This is a genomic window from Arthrobacter zhaoguopingii, assembly GCF_009828595.1.
Classification (GTDB): Bacteria; Actinomycetota; Actinomycetes; order Actinomycetales; family Micrococcaceae; genus Arthrobacter_D; species Arthrobacter_D zhaoguopingii.
Genome location: NZ_WPNY01000003.1, coordinates 25,398 through 43,593 on the forward strand (window position 1 = coordinate 25,398; position 18,196 = coordinate 43,593).

The window sequence follows — 18,196 nt, forward strand, 5'->3', positions numbered from 1 at the left end:
ACCGGCGGCGTCGGCAAGTGGGGGCGGCACTCGGTAGGCTGGGCGTGTGACTCTGTCGAATCCGCATCCGCTGCCGGGGCTTTTTATTGCTTTCGAGGGCGGCGACGGCGCGGGCAAGTCGACCCAGGTGGGCGCGCTGGTCCGGGCGCTGGAGGCCGAGGGCGTCCCCGTGGTGCGGACCCGCGAGCCCGGCGGCACCCCGGTGGGCGAGAAGCTGCGGGCCCTGGTGCTTGAACACGGGCAGGGCGAGATCGACGCCCGGACCGAAGCGCTGCTGTTCGCCGCCTCGCGTGCGGCCCACGTGCAGCAGGTGATCCTGCCCGCCCTGCGGCGCGGCGACGTCGTCGTCTGCGACCGGTACATCGACTCCTCGGTGGCATACCAGGGCGCGGGCCGCGGGCTGGGTGCCCGGGATGTCGAGGACCTCAATGTGTGGGCGGTCGGGGGGCTCCGGCCGGACCTGACCGTGCTGCTCGATGTGGAGCCGCAGGAGGGCCGCAACCGGCGCACCGCCGGCGATGCCCCCGAGGACCGGATGGAGTCCGAGCCCGACGACTTCCACGCGCGGATCCGCAGCGCCTTCCTCGAGGCGGCCGACCGCGATCCGGCCCGCTACCTGGTGCTCCCCGCAGCCTCTCCCGTCGGCGACCTGGCCCGGCGCGTGCTGGCCGCGGTCCGGGAGCGCCTCGCGTGAGCGTCTGGACCGACCTGCGCGGGCAGGAACCCGTGGTGGAGCAGCTGCAGCGGGCCTCCCGGTCCGGCGCACCCACCCACGCCTGGCTGTTCACCGGCCCGCCCGGGTCCGGCCGTTCAAACGCGGCGCGGGCGTTCGCCGCGGCCCTGCTGTGCGACCGGGACGTGACGGAGCGGGGCTGCGGCACGTGCAAGTCCTGCCGCACCGTGCTCGCCGGCTCGCACGCCGACCTGACCAACGTCACCACCGAGAAGGTCACCATCACCATCGACGAGGCGCGGGAGCTGGTGCGCAAGGCCCAGGACAAGCCCTCGACCGGCCGCTGGCGCGTGATCATCGTCGAGGATGCCGACCGCATGCAGGAACGCAGCACCAACGTGCTGCTGAAGGCCATCGAGGAACCGCCACCGCGGACCATCTGGCTGCTGTGCGCCCCGAGCCCCGGCGACGTCCTGGTCACGATCCGCTCGCGCTGCCGCAGCGTCAGCCTGCGCCTGCCGCCGGTGCGCGATGTCGCCGACCTGCTGGTGCACCGTGACGGGATCGATCCGGCCACCGCGGAGGCGGCGGCACGGGCCGCCCAGAGCCACATCGGGGTGGCCAAGCGGCTCGCCACCGACGACGGCGCCCGTGAGCGCCGCAACCAGATTGTGCGGCTGCCGCTGACCCTGCGCTCGGTCTCCGGGGCCATGCAGGCCGCGGCTGACCTGGTGAAGCTTGCCGAGGCGGAGGCGCAGAGTTCCTTCGAGCAGCGCGACGCCTCCGAGCGGGCCGCCCTGCTCACCGCCCTGGGCGCACCGGAATCGGGAACCCTTCCCCCCTCGATGCGCAGCCAGGTCAAGCGCCTCGAAGAGGACCAGACGCGGCGGGCCAAGCGGTCGAAAAACGACTACTTCGACCGCGCCCTGACCGATCTGATTTCCTTCTACCGGGATGTGCTGATGCTCCAGGTCTCCAGCGGCCGCGACCTCGTCAATGAACCGCTGCGCCCCGAGCTCGAGGCCTTCGCGCGGCGGGAATCGGCGGAGGACACCCTGCGGCGCATCGACGTGATCAACGAGGTGCGCGAACGCCTCGTCAGCACCAACGTCTCGCCACTGCTGGCGATCGAGGCGATGGCCGTCGGCCTCCTGTCCCGGAAGGACCTTGCCTCATGACCGAGAATCCCGGGCGAACGCCCCGGCTGCGCCGCTGGGTGGCCTCCGGTGCAGCCGCGGCCCTGCTGCTCTCGGGCTGCACGCTGCTGCCCGGGCCGTCGGCGGACAAGGCCCCGGACACCGGAGCCGTGACGGCGGACCCGGACGCCGTCGGCGACGTCCCCGCCGGCCTTGAGCCCTTCTACAGCCAGGAGGTGGAGTGGGAGCCGTGCGAGGACGACTTCGCCTGCGCCCGGGTGGAGGTCCCCCTGGACTACAGCGACCCGGGACGGGCGACCATCGAGGTCGCGGCCATCCGTGCCGACGCGACGAAGGGTGAGCCGCAGGGCACGATCCTGGTCAATCCGGGCGGCCCGGGTGGGTCCGGGTACAACATCGTGCGGGACGCCCTCGACCGGGTGGTCAGCGACCGGCTCCGCGGGGGCTACGACGTCGTCGGATTCGACCCGCGCGGAGTCAACCGTTCCTCGGCGGTCGAGTGCCGCACGGACAAGGAGCAGGACGCCGCCCGCGAGGAGTTCATTCCGGCCGACACCCCCGACGGGGAGGCGCTCGAGCTGCTGCGGGCCGAGGCCCGGGAGTATGCCGACGTCTGTGCGGAGCGGACCGGGGAGCTGCTCGGTTTCGTCGACACGGACAGCGCCGCCCGGGACATGGACATCCTCCGCGCCCTCGTGGGCGATGCGAAGCTCAACTACCTTGGCTTCTCCTACGGCACGCAGCTGGGCGCCGCCTATGCCGGGCTGTTCCCGGAACGCTCCGGCCGCCTCGTGCTCGACGGCGCGCTGGACCCTGCCCTGAGCAACGAGCAGGTGACCCTGGGGCAGGCCGCCGCCTTCGAGAAGGCCCTGCGCGCCTATGTCGCCGGATGCCAGGCCGGGGACGACTGCCCGCTGCCCGGCGACGTCGACGCCGGCGTCGCCGCCCTGCAGGACCTCTTTCAGGAAGTCGAGGAGAACCCAAAGCCGGCCGAGGACGGGCGCCTGGTCACGATCGGCAGCTTCGTGCAGGGCTTCATCCTTCCCCTGTACGACGACTCGAACTGGCCCACGCTCACCAGCGCGGTGAACACCGCCCTGCAGGGCGACTACACCGACATGATGTACCTGGCGGACCTCGCCTTCGAGCGGGAGGCCGACGGCACCTACAGCACCAACGCGACCGACGCCTTCCTCGCGGTGAACTGCCTCGACTACCCGATGGTGTCCGATCCCGACCAGATGCGCCGGGACGAGGCGGCGCTGGTGGCGGCGTCGCCCACCTTCGGTGCGTTCCTCGCCTACGGCGGGCTGACCTGCGAGGCATGGAAGTACGGCCCGGTGGGAGAACCGGCCCCTGCCAGAGCGCAGGGGGCGGACCCGCTGCTGGTCATCGGGACCACCGGTGATCCGGCCACCCCGTATGAGTGGTCCCTGGCCCTGGCGGAGCAGCTTGAGTCCGCCGTGCACGTCACCTGGGAGGGTGAGGGGCACACCGCCTACGGACGCTCCAACGACTGCATCACGGACATCGTTGATTCCTATTTCCTCGAGGGCGCTGTCCCCAAGGACGGGGTCCGCTGCTGAACGGGCAAGCCCGGGCACAGGTGGGCGTGCTTTTGACCACCGGGCGCAGGCTCTTATAGAGTTGCTTCTTGTGGATTGAGGGACCAATCGGTCCGGCTCATGAAGCGTGCCTCCTTAGCTCAGTCGGTAGAGCGTCTCACTCGTAATGAGAAGGTCGCCAGTTCGACTCTGGCAGGAGGCTCCACCGGAACCCCGCGCTTCGACGAAGCCGCGGGGTTTTTTGTCTCCGCTCCCGCCATCACGCCCTCAGGGAAACGCCTTTACGCCCGGCGGCGTTGGAGGGATCATCGACTGCGGGAGCTGATGTGGAAAAGATTAGAAACACCATCGACGGCGCAGCGCTGAGCGCCGCCCACTTCCTCAGCGCCAAGGCGTCAGACCCGATCTCCCTGGGCGACGTCGCCGACCACGTCGGGTACAGCCCGTCCCATCTCGTGCGCCTCTTCGAATCCGTCGTAGGAGTGCCGCCCGGACGCTACCTGGCCCAGCTGCGCTTCGAACGAGCCAAGACCCTGCTGCTCACCAGCGGTGAGCCGGTGCGCGACATCTGCTTCGAGGTCGGCTTCACCTCGCTGGGCACCTTCAGCCGGCGTTTCGCCGAGGGTGTCGGGTACAGTCCCGGGCGCTTCCGGGTGCTGCCCCACATCCTCGCGGACCATCCACCGCGCCCCCTCCACCTGCCCACCGGACTTACCAGCGGAGGAACCATCTCCGGGGTGACCGTCCTGAGCCGCGCGGCCACGGAGGCCGTCGGGCCCAACCCCGCCCTGTACGTGGGGCTGTTCACCACGCCCTCTGCGAAGGGCCGGCCCGTGACCAGTTCACTGCTCGACGGCGTCGACACCTTCGCGTTCGTCAATGTCCCGCCGGGGAGGTTTTGGGTGCTCGCCTCGGCCCTGCCGGGTGCGGCCGAGCCGCTGCGGCAGCTGGTCCCGCTGCGCAGTGTGTACGGCAGGACGATGCGGCCGATCCTTGTGGGGCGGGGCGCACCACACCACCATGTCGCCATCGAGCTGGAGCCGGCCGAGGAATGGCAGCTGCCGGTCCTCCTCGCCGTGCCGGCGCTCGCCTCGGCCGGGACCTGACGCAGCCCCGGCCGGGGCGCGCCAGCCTCAGTTCATCGCGGGCCCGGTCTGGCCCGAGCGCATCCGGGGCACTGTCGCGCGCCACCCGGCTGAAGACGCAGGAAGGCCACCCGGCACACCGGGTGGCCTTCCTGCAAGGGACAAGGTCCCTTGATGTGGCTTAGCCTACGGAGCCGCGCGGGCTCGGCCCACGCGCGGCGCCTGGCTGGAATCAGGCGAAGTCCGCCGTCGCGGGGTCGGTTCCGATACGGCCCGCCTCACCCTTGTCCAGCGCCGAGATGGCCTGGATGTCCTCGTCGGCGAGCTCCACGTCGAGTGCGGCCCAGTTCTCCGCGATGCGCGACTCGGTGACCGTCTTGGGGATCACGACATTGCCGAGGGCGAGGTGCCAGGCGAGGACAACCTGGCCCGGGGTCGCGCCGCGCTTGGCGGCGATGTCCTTCAGCACGGGGTCCTCGAGAAGGCCCTTGCCGGAGCCGAGGGGCGAGTAGGCCTCGTGGAGAATGTCCTTCTCCGCGTGGAAGGCCCTCAGCTCGGGCTGGCTGAAGTAGGGGTGGGACTCGACCTGGTTGATGACCGGCACGACGCCGGTCTCGTCGATGATCTCCTGGAGCGCCTCGATGGTGAAGTTGGAGACGCCGATGCTGCGCACGCGCCCCTGCTTCTGCAGTTCGATGAGCGCCTTCCAGGTGTCGAGGTACTTACCCTGCTTCGGCTGGAGCCAGTGGATCAGGTACAGGTCGAGGGTTTCGAGGCCCAGCTTCTCCATCGACTTATCGAAGGCCCGCAGGGTGCTTTCGTAGCCCTGGTCGGAGTTCCAGAGCTTGGTCGTGATGAACAGATCCTCGGTGGGGATGCCCGAGGCCGCGATCGCGCGTCCTACCCCGGCCTCGTTCCCATAGATCATCGCGGTGTCGATGTGGCGGTAGCCGGCCTGGAATGCCTGGCCCACCACCTTTTCTGCGGTGTCGTCCTTAACCTGCCACACGCCAAAGCCGAGCTGGGGGATCGAGAGTCCGTCGTTGAATTTCAGTTCCGGTGATGTAGTCATAGGGACCTAACTAATCACATCCGGCAGCTATTTCACAACGTCAATCTTCAGCACCCTTAGTACCGGTAGTGTGCCTAGCCCGGAAGCTGACGTTCCGCTTCGAGCACGTCCTCAACCACAAGTTCGGCGCGCCGCCGGACGTTGTCGAGCCCGGCCGAGGCCACGCCCCACCGCTCCCCGTCCAGGCGCGTCATGGCCGCGGCCTCCGCCGTCGTGGCAAGGGTGTTGCCGGCGCGGGAAAGAGCCCGATGGACCGAAATGACGGCGCCGGGGATATCGAGGCCCTCGCTGGGCCATCGAGCCTGGGCCTGGGCGCACACAGCGCGGACCCGTGGCAGCAGGTCCCCCAGCTGGTTGGCGACGGCGACGAGTTCGTTGTACACGTCGTCGTCCTCGACCCCCTCGAGGATCTGGTGGTACCGGTCGAGGCCGCGGCGGAACCGGTCGTGGGCGCGGCGCCACACCCCGTTTCCCAGGTCGGCATCATCCTTGCGGCCCTGCCGGGCCGCAGCAAACAGTCCCATGGTCCGCTAAAGGTATTGGCCGGGCCCGCGGTGCTCCGGGTCCGCCGGTGCCTGCTTGCCCGGGGTCCGGACGGGTTCGCCGTCCGCGCCGACGACGACGCCAGGGGCGATGACGGTACCCGGCGGAAGCTGGCGGAGCTGGAGCTTCGCGGCGAGTTGCTGGTTGGCCATCTGCTGGGCGGCGAGGGCCGTCTGGATGCCGTGGAAGAGTCCCTCGAGCCAGCCGACGAGCTGTGCCTGGGCAACCCTCAGCTCTGCGTCGGTGGGGACGGAATCCTCCTCGAAAGGCAGGTTGATGCGGTGGAGTTCCTGCACCAGTTCCGGCGCGAGGCCGTCCTCGAGCTCCTTGACCGAGCGTTCGTGGATCTCGGCGAGGCGGGTGCGGCCGGCGTCGTCGAGCGGTGCCGAGCGCACCTCCTCGAGGAGCTGCTTCAGCATGGTGCCGATCCGCATGACCTTGGCCGGCTGGTCCACGAGATCCGCCAGCGACGCGCGGGCCGGCCCGGGTGCGTCCGAGGCCGATCCCGGCGCGTCGGGGCCCGACCCCGGGTTATCGGAGGCCGAGCCCGGCACCGCGGGCCCGGACAGCGGGCCGTCGCCGCCAAGTACCGGTTCGGAGTCGGGGACGCCGGATGAAGAACTGCCTGGCTGCTGTTCGGTCATGGGTTTATGTTCTCACGGGCGGCCGGAGGGGTGCTGGTGACGCTCCGCCGGCTCCGCACGTGCCGACCCGTGAAAAGGACCGGCCGGAGACGTCCCCCCAAGGGCATCTCCGGCCGGCCCGGTCGGTGGGCGCGTAGCCGCGCCGTTCGGTGGGAGCCTAGCAGCAGCGCCCTTCGGGGTTGGCGTCCTGGCGGTCCGTGCGGTCCCGCCAGAACTGCCGCTCGGTCATGGGCGGCTCGGAGCAGTGCGAGGCCTCGTGGTGCTCAAGGTACGCCGCGTAGGCGTTCTCGCCCAGCACGCCCTTGAAGAACCACGCCACCCCGCGTGCCGCGTCCCGTGCCCTGCCGAGGGCAGTTCCGGTACTCATCAGTGACCGGACCTTACCGGGCGCTTGGTGGCCCCGAGCGCGTGCCACTGCGCCTCCAGCTCCTTCTCGGGCGGGGTTGGGATCAGCCCGGCCGGCGCGTAGGTGCGGGAGGGCACCGGCGCGTCCTCGGTCTCGACTCCACCGCCGTTGCGGTAAGCCTTGATCGTGGCGAGGATCGCCGTGATGATCACGATGATCGCCAGCGTTACGAAGACAATGGACAAGGTGCCCTGGATGAAGGTGTTGGTCACCACCTTCTCCATGGCTGCGGTGTCCGCGGCGTTGCCGAAGCTCTCCTCACCGGCGGCGAGAGCGTCCTTGAACGCGTTGTGCTGCGCCCAGTAGCCGATGGCGGGCACCGGGGAGAAGATCTTCAGGAACGACGCCGAGATGGTCACCACGGCGGCGAAGGCCAGCGGAAGCGCGGGGATCCACAGGTACTTGAAGGCCCCCTTCTTCGCGCAGATCGCCATGCACACGGCCAGCGCGATGGCGGCAAGCAGCTGGTTGGCGATGCCGAACAGCGGGAACAGGGTGTTGATGCCGCCGAGCGGATCGGTGACACCCATGATGAGGATCGCGCCCCAGCCGGCGACCATGATTGCCGTGCAGAGCCAGGCCCCGACCCGCCACGAGGTGTCGCGGAAGCGGGGGATGAAGTTGCCGATGCTGTCCTGCAGCATGAACCGCGCCACGCGGGTTCCGGCGTCGACGGCGGTCAGGATGAACAGCGCCTCGAACATGATGGCGAAGTGGTACCAGAACGCCATGGCTCCCGATCCGCCGAACAGGCCTTGCATGATCTGGGCGATGCCGACGGCAAGGGTGGGCGCCCCGCCGGTGCGGGAGACAATCGATTCCTCACCGACGTTGCCGGCCAGTGAGGTCAGCGCCTCTGGGGTGAGGTTCACGCCGGTCAGCCCGAGGCCGTTGACAAAGGCTACAGCGCCCTCGACCGTTCCTCCCGTGGCCGCTGCGGAGGTGTTCATGGCGAAGTAAATGCCCCGGTCGATTGAGAGGGCGGCAACGAGGGCCATGATCGCGACGAAGGATTCCATCAGCATGCCGCCGTACCCGATGAAGCGGGTCTGGCGTTCCTTCTCGATCAGTTTCGGCGTCGTCCCCGACGAGATCAGGGCGTGGAAGCCCGACAGCGCGCCGCAGGCGATGGTGACGAAAAGGAACGGGAAGAGCGGGCCGGGGACCACCGGGCCGGTGCCCGTTGCGGCGAACTCGCTGATGGCGGGAACGCTGATCTCGGGGCGGGTGATGATGATGGCCACGGCCAGCAGCACGATGGTGCCGATCTTCATGAAGGTCGACAGGTAGTCACGGGGTGCGAGGAGCAGCCAGACCGGCAGGACCGCGGCGATGAAGCCGTAGATGATGATGCCCCACGCGATGGTGACGCGGTCGAGGGTGAAGAGCGCGACGCCCCATTCCGTTTCGGCGATCCAGCCGCCGGCGACGATGGCGAGCATCAGCAGGGCGAAGCCGATCAGGGAGACCTCGGTGACCTTGCCCGGGCGCAGGAAGCGCAGGTAGACGCCCATGAACAGCGCGATCGGGATGGTCATGGAGACCGAGAAGACGCCCCAGGGGCTCTCGCCGAGGGCGTTCACGACGACCAGGGCGAGGATGGCCACGATGATGATCATGATAGTCAGGGTCGCGATCAGCGCCGCCGTACCGCCGATGACGCCGAGTTCCTCGCGGGCCATCTGGCCCAGGGAGCGGCCGCCGCGGCGCATTGAGAAGAACATGACGAGGTAGTCCTGCACCGCGCCGGCGAGGATCACCCCGACGATGATCCACAGCGTGCCGGGAAGATAGCCCATCTGGGCGGCGAGGACCGGGCCGACGAGCGGGCCGGCGCCGGCGATTGCCGCGAAGTGGTGCCCGTAGAGCACGCGGCGGTCGGTGGCCACGTAGTCCTTGCCGTCCGCCTTGTACTCGGCGGGGGTGGCACGACGGTCATCGGGCTGCAGCAGTTTGCGCTCGATGAACTTGGAGTAGAACCGGTAGGCGATGAAGTAGGTGCTGACCGCCGCGAAGACGAACCAGATGGCGTTGACGGTTTCGCCGCGGACGATGGCCAGCATGATCCAGGCGATGCCACCCAGCAGGGCGATGCCCAGCCAGAGCGCGATTTTGGCCGGTGTCCACCGGCGGTCCTCCGCGTCAGCCACCGCCGCGTCGATCGCGGTGGGCGGAAGATCGGGGTCGGTCTCGAGCACGCCTTTGTGCCCGTGCGCCCCGTTGTGCTTCTCACTCATGATGCTCCTTGGAATACGAGTGGTGTGATGCACATGAAGGTAGCAACCTACTGAGGTGCACGTCACATCTCAAGGCGCCGACGGGGCTCTCGTCGCCGAAGGGCACCGCCGGTGCGGTGAACGGTACGGCCTCAGCGGCCGTCGTTGTCCCGGGCGTTCGATCCTTCGCTCAGGCTGGCATGGGTGTGCGTGCGGGGGTCCTCGCCCTCGTTGGCGGTGTCCTGCGGGCCGCTGTCGACGCCGTCGGGAACCTGGTCCGCGAGGTTCTCGGTGAAGCTGTCGGCGGCCTGCGCCAGGCCGCTCTTGTCCTTCTCCCCCGCGTCGTCGTTGGCACTGGATGTCATGGTGTTCCTCCTCGGTCCGGTTGGACGCCTCAAGATTCGCACACTCCCCGCCCGCAAGGAAGCATGCCGATGGTCCCGGCGGAGGTTGACTAGACGGTCAGGAGGATCTTGCCCGTGTGCTCTCCGGAATCGAAGTACTCATGGGCGGCGGCGGCCTCGGCGAGGGGGAAGGTGCGGCCCACCAGGGGTCGTACGCGTCCGGCTGCGACCAGCGGCCAGACCTCCCGTTCCACGGCGGCCATGATCTCCGCCTTCTGCTGCGGCGGCCGGGCCCGCAGGGTGGATCCGGCGATGCTGGCCCGCTTGGTCATCAGGGCTCCAAGGTTCACCTCGGCCGTCGTGCCGCCCTGGAGGCCGATCACCACGAGACGGCCGCCGACGGCGAGCGCGGAGATGTTCCGCTCCAGGTACTTCGCCCCGACGACGTCGAGGATCACGTCGGCGCCCGCGCCTCCGGTGGCAGCCCGGACCTCTTCCACGAAGTCCTGCTCACGGTAGTTGATGGCGGCAGCCGCGCCCAGGGATGCCGCCAGCTGCAGCTTGTCCGGCGACCCCGCGGTCACCAGCGGCACTGCCCCGAAGGCCCGGGCGAGCTGGATGGCCATGGTGCCGATGCCGCCGGCGCCGCCGTGGATCAGCACGGTCTCCCCGGCCTTCAGGCCCGCCGTCAAGAACAGGTTCAAGTACACCGTCGCGGCGGTCTCCGGAAGGGCGGCGGCCTCAACCAACTCCACACCGTCCGGCACTTCAAGGACCTGCCCGGCCGGCACAGCGACCTTCTCCGCGTAGCCTCCGCCGGAGAGCAGTGCCACTACCTCGGCGCCGGCCGGGAGGGCGGTGCCGTTCGGGTCGGAAATCCTGCCGGAGACCTCGAGGCCCGGGTATTCGGAGGCGCCGGGCGGCGGCGGGTAGACCCCGCGGCGCTGCTGCACGTCGGCCCGGTTCAGGCCGGCGGCGACGACGTCGATCACCACCTCGCCCGGCTTCGGCTCCGGCTCCGGAACCTCCCGCAGTTCGAGCATTTCCGGTCCTCCCGGACCGCGGATGACGACTGCTTTCACGGGCGTTCTCCGATCGATTTGGGATTTGGGTGGGGCAGGTTCCCATGAAACACTACTCAGTGGGGAAGGTTGTCCGAGCGGCCGAAGGAGCTGGTCTTGAAAACCAGTGGGCGGTTACCCCGTCTCAAGGGTTCGAATCCCTTACCTTCCGCTCCCTGAAGGAACGGCCCCGGCAGCAGCCGGGGCCGTTCCTTTTTCGTGGGTCGGCCCCTCTTTTTTCGTGGGTCAGCCCCGCCGAAACTGCAGATAACCACCCTTCGAACGCGCCATAGCGTGGTGAGCTGCCAACTCGACGCGGGGAGGCCGGCGTCGCGCCGACGTGGTCGGCCCCCACACGCGCGAAACTGCAGATAACCACCCTCCAGGCGCGCCATAGCGTGGTTACCTGCCAACTCGCTGCGCCGGGCGATGTGCGCTGTCAAGATGCTCCGCGAAAAGTCCAGTAATTGCCTCCCCGCCACTTCCCCGGAGGCTACCTCTTGTTCACCCTTAGTTGGTTGGATTATCACTAGTCACGTATGTCACAGGTGACCCATACTGTCTAAGCCATCACCAACCGCCGTCCGGACCATCAGTGCGGGCCCGCGGACTCACCGGCTGAACACCAGCCAGTCTCAAGGAGAGTTCTACCGAATGATCAATTCGCCATGGAAAGGCGCGCTGTGCTCGGTGCTGACGGTGGGACTGCTCGCCGCGCCCGCAGCAGCACTCCCGGCAAGCGCCGAGGAAGCGACGCCGGCCAGCACGGGCGGCGTCGTCATCAACGAAGCGTATGTAACGGGCGGCAGCACCGGCGCGCCGTTCGTCAGCAAGTTCGTTGAGCTGTACAACCCCACCGACACCCCCGTCAGCGTCGACGGGTGGTCCCTGCAGTACCGGTCCGCGACCGGCACCGCCGCACCCACCGGCATCACTCCGCTGACCGGCACGATCCCCGCCCGGGGGTACTTCCTGGTGCAGGGCTCAAGCAATGGAACGGCCGGCCAGGCCCTCCCCGCTCCGGACGTCAAGGGCTCACTCAACGCCAGCGGGAGCTCCGGAACGATCCTCCTGTCCCGCCAGGCCACCGCCGTGAACCCGCTGCCCACCGACTCCGTCGTCGGCCACGCCGCCGTGGTGGACCTGCTCGGCTACGGGACTTCCAACACGTTCGAGGGCGCCCGGGCGACCGGCCCGAGCGGCGGGCAGAGTTCGATGAACCGCACCAACGGCGCCGACACCAACAACAACGCCGCCGACTTCACCCTCGCGACGGCCGTAACACCCACCAACTCCACAGGGACGGCGACGCCGCCTCCCGTGGAGCCGCCCGTCGAACCTCCGGTCCCGGGGCAGGTCGTCCCCATCCGCGAGATCCAGGGCACCGGCACCGAGACCCCGCTCAAGGGGACCACGGTGACGACCCGCGGCAAGGTCACTGCCGCCTACGCCACCGGCGGTCTCGCCGGCTTCTACCTGCAGACCGCGGGAACCTCAGCGGCCGAGGGGCAGAACGCCTCGGACGCCATCTTCGTCTACTCCCCTGCCACCGTGGGCTCCGTTGCCGCCGGCGACTTTGTCGAGGTCACCGGAACGGCCGGCGAATTCTTCGGCCTGACCCAGCTCACCGTCACCGCCGGCGGAACCACGAAGCTCGCCGAACCGGCCGAGGAGGTCAAGGCCGCGGCACTTTCGCTGCCCGCAACCGACACCGCACGCGAGGCCTACGAGGGCATGCTCTTCCAGCCTGCCGGCGACTTCACGGTCACCGACAACTACGCGCTCAACCAGTACGGCGAAATCACCCTCGCCGCCGGCACCACTCCCCTGCTGCAGCCCACCGAGGCCGCGGCACCGGGCACGCCGGAGAACGCCGCCGTCGCCGCGGACAACGCCGCCCGCCGGATCGCACTCGACGACGGCGCGACGACGAACTTCTTCAACGACGCCAACCGGGGCAAGCCGCTTCCGTACCTCACGGTGGACCAGCCGGTCCGGGTGACGTCGAACGCGAAATTCACCTCGCCCGTCGTACTCGACTACCGCAACACCGCCTGGAAGTTCCAGCCGCTCACCGAGCTGACGCCGGCCAACGCCGGCACCGTCCAGCCGGTGGCCTTCAGCGGCGAGCGCCCGGCGAGCCCGAAGGACGTCGGCGGCTCGCTGAAGCTCGCGTCGTTCAATGTGCTCAACTACTTCCCCACCACGGGTGACCAGTTCGCCTCCTGCACCTTCAACAACGACCGCCAGGGCAACCCCATCACGGTGCGCGGCGGCTGCGACGTGCGCGGAGCGGCGAACGACGAGAACTTTGAGCGCCAGGAAGCCAAGATCGTCAAGGCGATCACCGGGCTTGGCGCCGACGTCGTGAGCCTGGCCGAGGTCGAGAATTCGGCCAAGTTCGGCAAGGACCGGGACAGCGCCCTGGCGACGCTGACGGCGGCCCTGAACGAGCAGACGCCGGGGGTCTGGGACTACGTCCGCTCCCCCGCGGCGCTGCCGGCGCTGGAGAACGAGGATGTCATCCGCACCGCGTTCATTTACAAGTTGGCGGCGGCCAAGCCCATTGGCGACTCGGTCATCCTCGATGACAACACGGTCTTCGCGAACGCACGCAAGCCCCTCGCGCAGGCCTTCGAGACCGTCGACGGCGGCGAGGAGAGCCGCTTCCTCGCGATCACCAACCACTTCAAGTCCAAGGGCTCGGGCCCGCGCACCGGGGAGAACGCCGACTCCGGTGACGGGCAGGGCGCCTGGAGCGCCGCCCGCGTCCTCCAGGCCCGCGCCCTCGTCGGGTTCGCCGACCGGCTCAAGGCCGACGCCGGCACCGACAAGGTGTTCCTGACCGGTGACTTCAACTCCTACTCCGCCGAGGACCCGATGCGGGTGCTCTACGACGCCGGGTACGTCAACCAGGGCATCAAGACCGGCGGACACTCGTACGTGTTCGGCGGACTGGTCGGCTCCCTCGACCACATCCTCGCCTCCCCTGCCGCCGACGCCACGGTGGCGGGAGTGGACACCTGGAACATCAACGCCGTCGAATCCGTCGCGCTTGAGTACAGCCGCTACAACAGCAACATCACCAACTACTACGCACCCAATCCCTACCGCTCCAGCGACCACGACCCGGTGATCGTCGGAATGAACCTGGGCGACGGCACCAGCGAACTGAACCTGCTGAACATCAACGATTTCCACGGGCGCATCGACGCCAACACTGTGCGCTTCGCCGGCACCGTCGAGAAGCTGAAGGCGGCCTTCCCCGAAGGCAGCTCGGCGTTCCTCTCGGCCGGAGACAACATCGGCGCGTCGCTGTTCGCCTCGTCGCTGCAGCAGGACAAGCCGACCCTGGATGTCCTCAACGCGCTGGACCTGCGCGCCTCCGCCGTCGGAAACCACGAGTTCGACGGCGGCCTGCAGGACCTTCTCGGCCGGGTCGACGAAGCCGCGGACTTCCCGTACCTCGGCGCGAACGTCTACGCCAAGGGCACCCAGGACCCGGTGCTCGACGAGTACACCCTGCTTGAGCTCGACGGGGTCGACGTTGCCGTCATCGGTGCCGTCACCGAGTCCACGGCCACCCTGGTGAGCCCGGGCGGCATCGCCGACATCGAGTTCGGTGATCCGGTGGAGGCCGTCAACCGCGTCGCGAAGGAGATCGAGGCGCAGGATCTCGCCGACGTGATCATCGCCGAGTACCACGACGGCGCCGGGGACGGTGTGGTCGAGGGCGGAACCATCGAGGAGGAGGTCGCGGCCGGCGGAGCGTTCGCCGACATCGTCACCCTCACGGACCCCCTGGTCGACGCGATCTACACCGGGCACACCCACAAGCAGTACGCGTGGGACGCACCGATTCCGGGTGCCGAGGGCAAGACCCGCCCTATCGTGCAGACCGGCTCCTACGGCGAGTTCATCGGACAGATCACCCTGACCGTCGACAGCGCGACCGGCGACGTCGAGTCGTACACGGCCCGCAACGTCGCCCGCACCACGGAGGCGAACGACACCCTCGTCGCCACCTACCCGCGGGTCGCGGAGGTCAAGCGCATCGTCGACGCGGCCCTGGCCCAGGCGGCCGTCATCGGCAGCCAGCCGGTGGCATCGGTGACCGCCGACATCACCACCGCCTTCATCGGGACCACCCGTGACGACCGGTCCTCGGAATCGACGCTGGGCAACCTCGTCGCGGACTCCCTCAAGGCCAGCCTCTCCGCCCCCGAACGGGGCGGCGCCGAGATCGGCATCTCGAACCCCGGTGGACTGCGCAACGAGCTGTACTACGGGGCGGACGGCGTCATCACCTACGCCGAGGCCAACGCGGTGCTGCCGTTCGTCAACAACCTCTGGACCACCACGCTGACCGGTGCGCAGCTCACCGCGCTGCTCGAACAGCAGTGGCAGCCCGAGGGCAGCTCGCGGTCGTTCCTGGCCCTGGGCCTTTCGGACAACGTCAGCTACACCTACGACCCGGCACGCGAGCGCGGCTCACGGATCACCTCGGTGACGGTGAACGGCGAGCCTATCGACCCGGCGCGCGGCTACCGGATCGGCACGTTCAGCTTCCTCGCGCAGGGCGGCGACAACTTCACCGCCTTCAAGGACGGCACCGACGTACGGGACTCCGGGCTGGTGGACCGCGACGCGTGGATCTCCTACCTGAAGGCCAGCAGCCCGCTGTCGCCGTCCTTCGACCGCCGCGGCGTGCTCGTGCAGAACGCACCGACGACGGTCCAGGCCGGTGGCCAGGCCTCCTTCACGGTGTCGAAGCTCGACCTGACCTCGCTTGGAAGCCCGGTGAACACCTCGCTCAGCGCGGCGTATGTCGGAGCGGACGGCGTCCGCGTCGACCTCGGGAACACCCCGGTCACGGCCGGGTCGGCCGCCGTCACGGTCACCATCCCGACGACGGCGAACGGCCCGGGGCGGATCGTCCTCACCGCCGCCGAATCAAAGACCACGGTGACGCTGTTCGTCACGGCCGAACCCGTGGTCGTCGAGCAGCCGGTGTGCGGCAAGGGTAACGGGCCCAAGGCCGACAAGCCGGCCAAGGGCGACGACAAGCCCGGCAGCAAGAAGTGCACCCCTCCGGGTCGCAGCTGACGGTTCCAGCCCTGACATGATGCTCCGGGCCTGTGCGGTGATCCGCGCAGGCCCGGAGCTGTTTAAGGGGCGGACCACCACGCCGTCGAGCCTTCCTCACCACCGCCGAAACTGCAGCTAACCACCTGAGACAGCCCGGCGCAGAGCGTGGTGATCTGCAGACTCGACGGGGGGAGGGCGGCGCAGAGCGTGGTGAGCTGCACACTCGACGGGAAGGACGACGGCGCAAAACGTGGTGAGCTGCACACTCGACGGGAAGAGAGAGGGATAGGTTAGGCGCGGGCATCCGCCGCCTGCAGGTCCGGGGAGTCCCGGAAGGACGCGATCAGCGCCTCCGCAATCGCGTCGGCATCCTGCAGGGTCCGCGCCCCCGCGTTGAGGGAGGCTCCGGCCTCGGCCGCAATCGCCGTGCCCCACTGCACCGAGGCGAGCTGCAGCCCGCACACGTACAGCCCGGGCTGCGCTTCGCCGGTGCCGCTGAGCGGCCGGTAGGGCGGCAGTGTCACGTCCAGTCCGGCCGAGACGACGGGCACCCCGTCCTCAGCCATCCGCAGGTGGGGACGCACCACGCCCTCCTCGAGCATCTGCCGCATCAGCACCGACAGGCTCGTCGATACCTGGTTCGCCGGCATCATCGCCTCGACCAGATACCCGGCAGTGAAGCCCGGGTCCCCGACCCACGGCGAGGCGGCCCGGAAGACTCCGTCGTCGGGGTCGAGGGCGAACAGCGGGTTGGGCCCGACGAACCGCACCAGGTCCGCCCGGACCAGGGCCGCGAGCTGCGCGATGCGAAGCGGCGGCGGCCCGCTGGCGAGGCCCTCGACCAGCGGCTCGAACCAGCCGCGCAGCTCGGCGTACCAACCCGAATCGGTGAGCCCGCCGTCGGCGACGACCTGCTTGATCACGGTCCGGCCGGCGTTCATCGCCCCGATCGCCATCTTCAGTGGGTCGTCCTCCCCGCGGGCGGAGCCTGCGGCGTCCTCATCGAGATAGTTCAGCACCGCCTCGGTCAGGGCGGCGCTGTCGGCGAAGCGCCGGCCGGCGAACGGCTGCGCCAGGGCCTCGACGTTCAGCTGCAGTTCCGCCGGCACGTTGCGGTCAAGGAACTCCTGAAGCGCCGGCAGCCAGCCCGGCCCGGCGATATCCAGCGCGGTCCGCAGCTCCGCGAGCGCGGCGTCGGCCGGGCGGAGGAAGGCGTCGGGCCGGACGCGGGCGAGGGTGCGGTAGTACGCCGCGAGGACGTCGCGGTGCAGCAGCGGCCAGACGTCGTGGTCGAATCCGGGCTGGATGCCGCCCTCCGCGAAGGCGCCGAGGGTCTCGACGGTGCAGTAGGAAAGGCTGATGCCCCGGGGGATGTAGCTCGGAATGGTGGCCTTCGCCCGGTAGGGGACGCCGCGGCGGGAGGCCGCGATCAGCACCGGTTCACGCCCCGACGGTGTGTAGGCGAGCCGGCCGCTGCCGTCGTCGGTGAACCGTCCGCCGCGGCCCTCACTCAGCTGGATCATGACGTCGAAGAAGTTGAGCCCCAGCCCCCGCACGAGCACGCTCTTGCCCGCGGGAAGCCGCTTCCAGTCGAGGTCCCCCGGCACGGCAGGCGGCCAGTACTGAAGCCCGAACCGCGCCGCGCCGTCCTGCAGCACACCCTGCTCGGGGTTGAGGCGTGCGGGAAGGTGCCCGAGGGCGAGAACGACGCCGTCGACGCCGAGGACCTCTCCCCCGTCGAGCTGCAGCTCCCACCGGACACCGGCCCGGCGGAGCGAAAGCGCCTCCCGCCGGTGGTGGATCACCGTCACGCCCTCGCCGGGATCGGCAATCAGCGCCGCGTACACCCAGGCCAGGTAGCGCCCGTAGAGTGCGCGGCTGGGGAACCCGGCGCTGCCGACCCGCGCGGCTTCGGCGGTCTCCTCCGGGGTCAGGCCCTCGACGCCGCCGGCCGCCGCCAGTGTGCGCCAGGAGTCGAAGTCGACCGGCACCGGCGACGCCGGAACCTCCGCCGCCGCCTCGCCGACCGGCACCACCGTGGGAAAGAGGGAGGGGGTGTTCATCAGGAACAGCCGTGACTGATCGGTGCGCCAGACGTGCCCCGGACCCGGGTCGAACGGGTCCACAATGTGGATGGTGAGTGGCTCCTGGGGGCCGGCGGAGGCCTTCCGATGCGCTATCAGGCGCTCCAGGACGGAGGTGCCGCGGGGCCCGCCACCGATAACGGCAACTTCCGCGCCCTCCATGCTGATCATGGCCCAAGCCTATCGAACCGCCGGGGTGGTCCCGGCCGGGCCGCCCCCGCGCCCGCGCCCCCACCCCCGCCGGGGATTGCACTGCTT

General features: G+C 69.4%; 13 protein-coding genes and 2 tRNA genes. 7 read left to right on the forward strand and 8 right to left on the reverse strand.

Features of this window, described 5'->3' with window-relative positions; translation table 11 throughout:
* Positions 1-46: 46 nt before the first annotated feature.
* The 5 genes from tmk to GVV86_RS04750 all read left to right on the forward strand — a co-directional run bounded on the left by tmk (position 47) and on the right by GVV86_RS04750 (position 4,501).
* A complete protein-coding gene (gene tmk, locus GVV86_RS04730) occupies positions 47-694 on the forward strand; it encodes a dTMP kinase (RefSeq protein WP_246199659.1) in 648 nt (215 codons plus the stop codon).
* Entirely contained in the window at positions 691-1,851 is a 1,161-nt protein-coding gene (locus GVV86_RS04735) for a DNA polymerase III subunit delta' (protein WP_159617090.1), read from the forward strand. Before tmk ends, GVV86_RS04735 begins: the two co-directional genes overlap by 4 nt.
* A complete protein-coding gene (locus tag GVV86_RS04740) occupies positions 1,848-3,416 on the forward strand; it encodes an alpha/beta hydrolase (protein WP_159801708.1) in 1,569 nt (522 codons plus the stop codon). The genes GVV86_RS04735 and GVV86_RS04740 overlap by 4 nt, the downstream gene beginning before the upstream one ends.
* Positions 3,417-3,524: 108 nt before the next feature.
* Positions 3,525-3,600 (forward strand) — tRNA-Thr (locus GVV86_RS04745).
* 121 nt (positions 3,601-3,721) lie between these two features.
* Entirely contained in the window at positions 3,722-4,501 is a 780-nt protein-coding gene (locus GVV86_RS04750) for a helix-turn-helix transcriptional regulator (RefSeq protein ID WP_201291362.1), read from the forward strand.
* Between the two features lie 211 nt (positions 4,502-4,712).
* On the opposite strand, the gene GVV86_RS04755 is transcribed toward GVV86_RS04750, so the two are convergent.
* The 7 genes from GVV86_RS04755 to GVV86_RS04785 all read right to left on the reverse strand — a co-directional run bounded on the left by GVV86_RS04755 (position 4,713) and on the right by GVV86_RS04785 (position 10,787).
* A complete protein-coding gene (locus GVV86_RS04755) occupies positions 4,713-5,552 on the reverse strand; it encodes an aldo/keto reductase (RefSeq protein WP_159801710.1) in 840 nt (279 codons plus the stop codon).
* 74 nt (positions 5,553-5,626) lie between these two features.
* Complete coding sequence (locus tag GVV86_RS04760; RefSeq protein WP_159617096.1) at positions 5,627-6,076, reverse strand: hypothetical protein; 450 nt, start codon at positions 6,074-6,076, stop codon at positions 5,627-5,629.
* Between the two features lie 6 nt (positions 6,077-6,082).
* Entirely contained in the window at positions 6,083-6,739 is a 657-nt protein-coding gene (locus GVV86_RS04765; protein WP_159617098.1) for a bacterial proteasome activator family protein, read from the reverse strand.
* Between the two features lie 157 nt (positions 6,740-6,896).
* The gene (locus tag GVV86_RS04770) at positions 6,897-7,106 is read right to left on the reverse strand and encodes a YbdD/YjiX family protein (RefSeq protein WP_159617100.1); all 210 of its coding nucleotides are present in this window, start codon (positions 7,104-7,106) and stop codon (positions 6,897-6,899) included.
* On the reverse strand, positions 7,106-9,382 hold the full coding sequence (locus GVV86_RS04775; protein ID WP_159801712.1) for a carbon starvation CstA family protein: 2,277 nt from the start codon (positions 9,380-9,382) through the stop codon (positions 7,106-7,108). The genes GVV86_RS04770 and GVV86_RS04775 overlap by 1 nt, the downstream gene beginning before the upstream one ends.
* A gap of 131 nt (positions 9,383-9,513) precedes the next feature.
* Positions 9,514-9,726: a hypothetical protein gene (locus GVV86_RS04780; RefSeq protein WP_159617104.1), complete on the reverse strand. Its 213-nt coding sequence runs from the start codon at positions 9,724-9,726 to the stop codon at positions 9,514-9,516.
* Positions 9,727-9,815: 89 nt separating this feature from the next.
* Complete coding sequence (locus GVV86_RS04785) at positions 9,816-10,787, reverse strand: NAD(P)H-quinone oxidoreductase (RefSeq protein WP_159801714.1); 972 nt, start codon at positions 10,785-10,787, stop codon at positions 9,816-9,818.
* Between the two features lie 63 nt (positions 10,788-10,850).
* Between GVV86_RS04785 and GVV86_RS04790 the strand changes: the two genes are divergently transcribed.
* A tRNA-Ser gene (locus tag GVV86_RS04790) sits at positions 10,851-10,938 on the forward strand.
* Between the two features lie 482 nt (positions 10,939-11,420).
* Positions 11,421-15,872 carry an ExeM/NucH family extracellular endonuclease gene (locus GVV86_RS04795; RefSeq protein WP_159801716.1) on the forward strand — a complete coding sequence of 1,484 codons (4,452 nt, stop codon included), beginning with the start codon at positions 11,421-11,423 and terminating at the stop codon, positions 15,870-15,872.
* Between the two features lie 272 nt (positions 15,873-16,144).
* Here the strand turns inward: GVV86_RS04795 and GVV86_RS04800 are convergent, their stop codons facing one another.
* Positions 16,145-18,109: an FAD/NAD(P)-binding protein gene (locus GVV86_RS04800; protein WP_159801718.1), complete on the reverse strand. Its 1,965-nt coding sequence runs from the start codon at positions 18,107-18,109 to the stop codon at positions 16,145-16,147.
* Positions 18,110-18,196 lie beyond the last annotated feature (87 nt).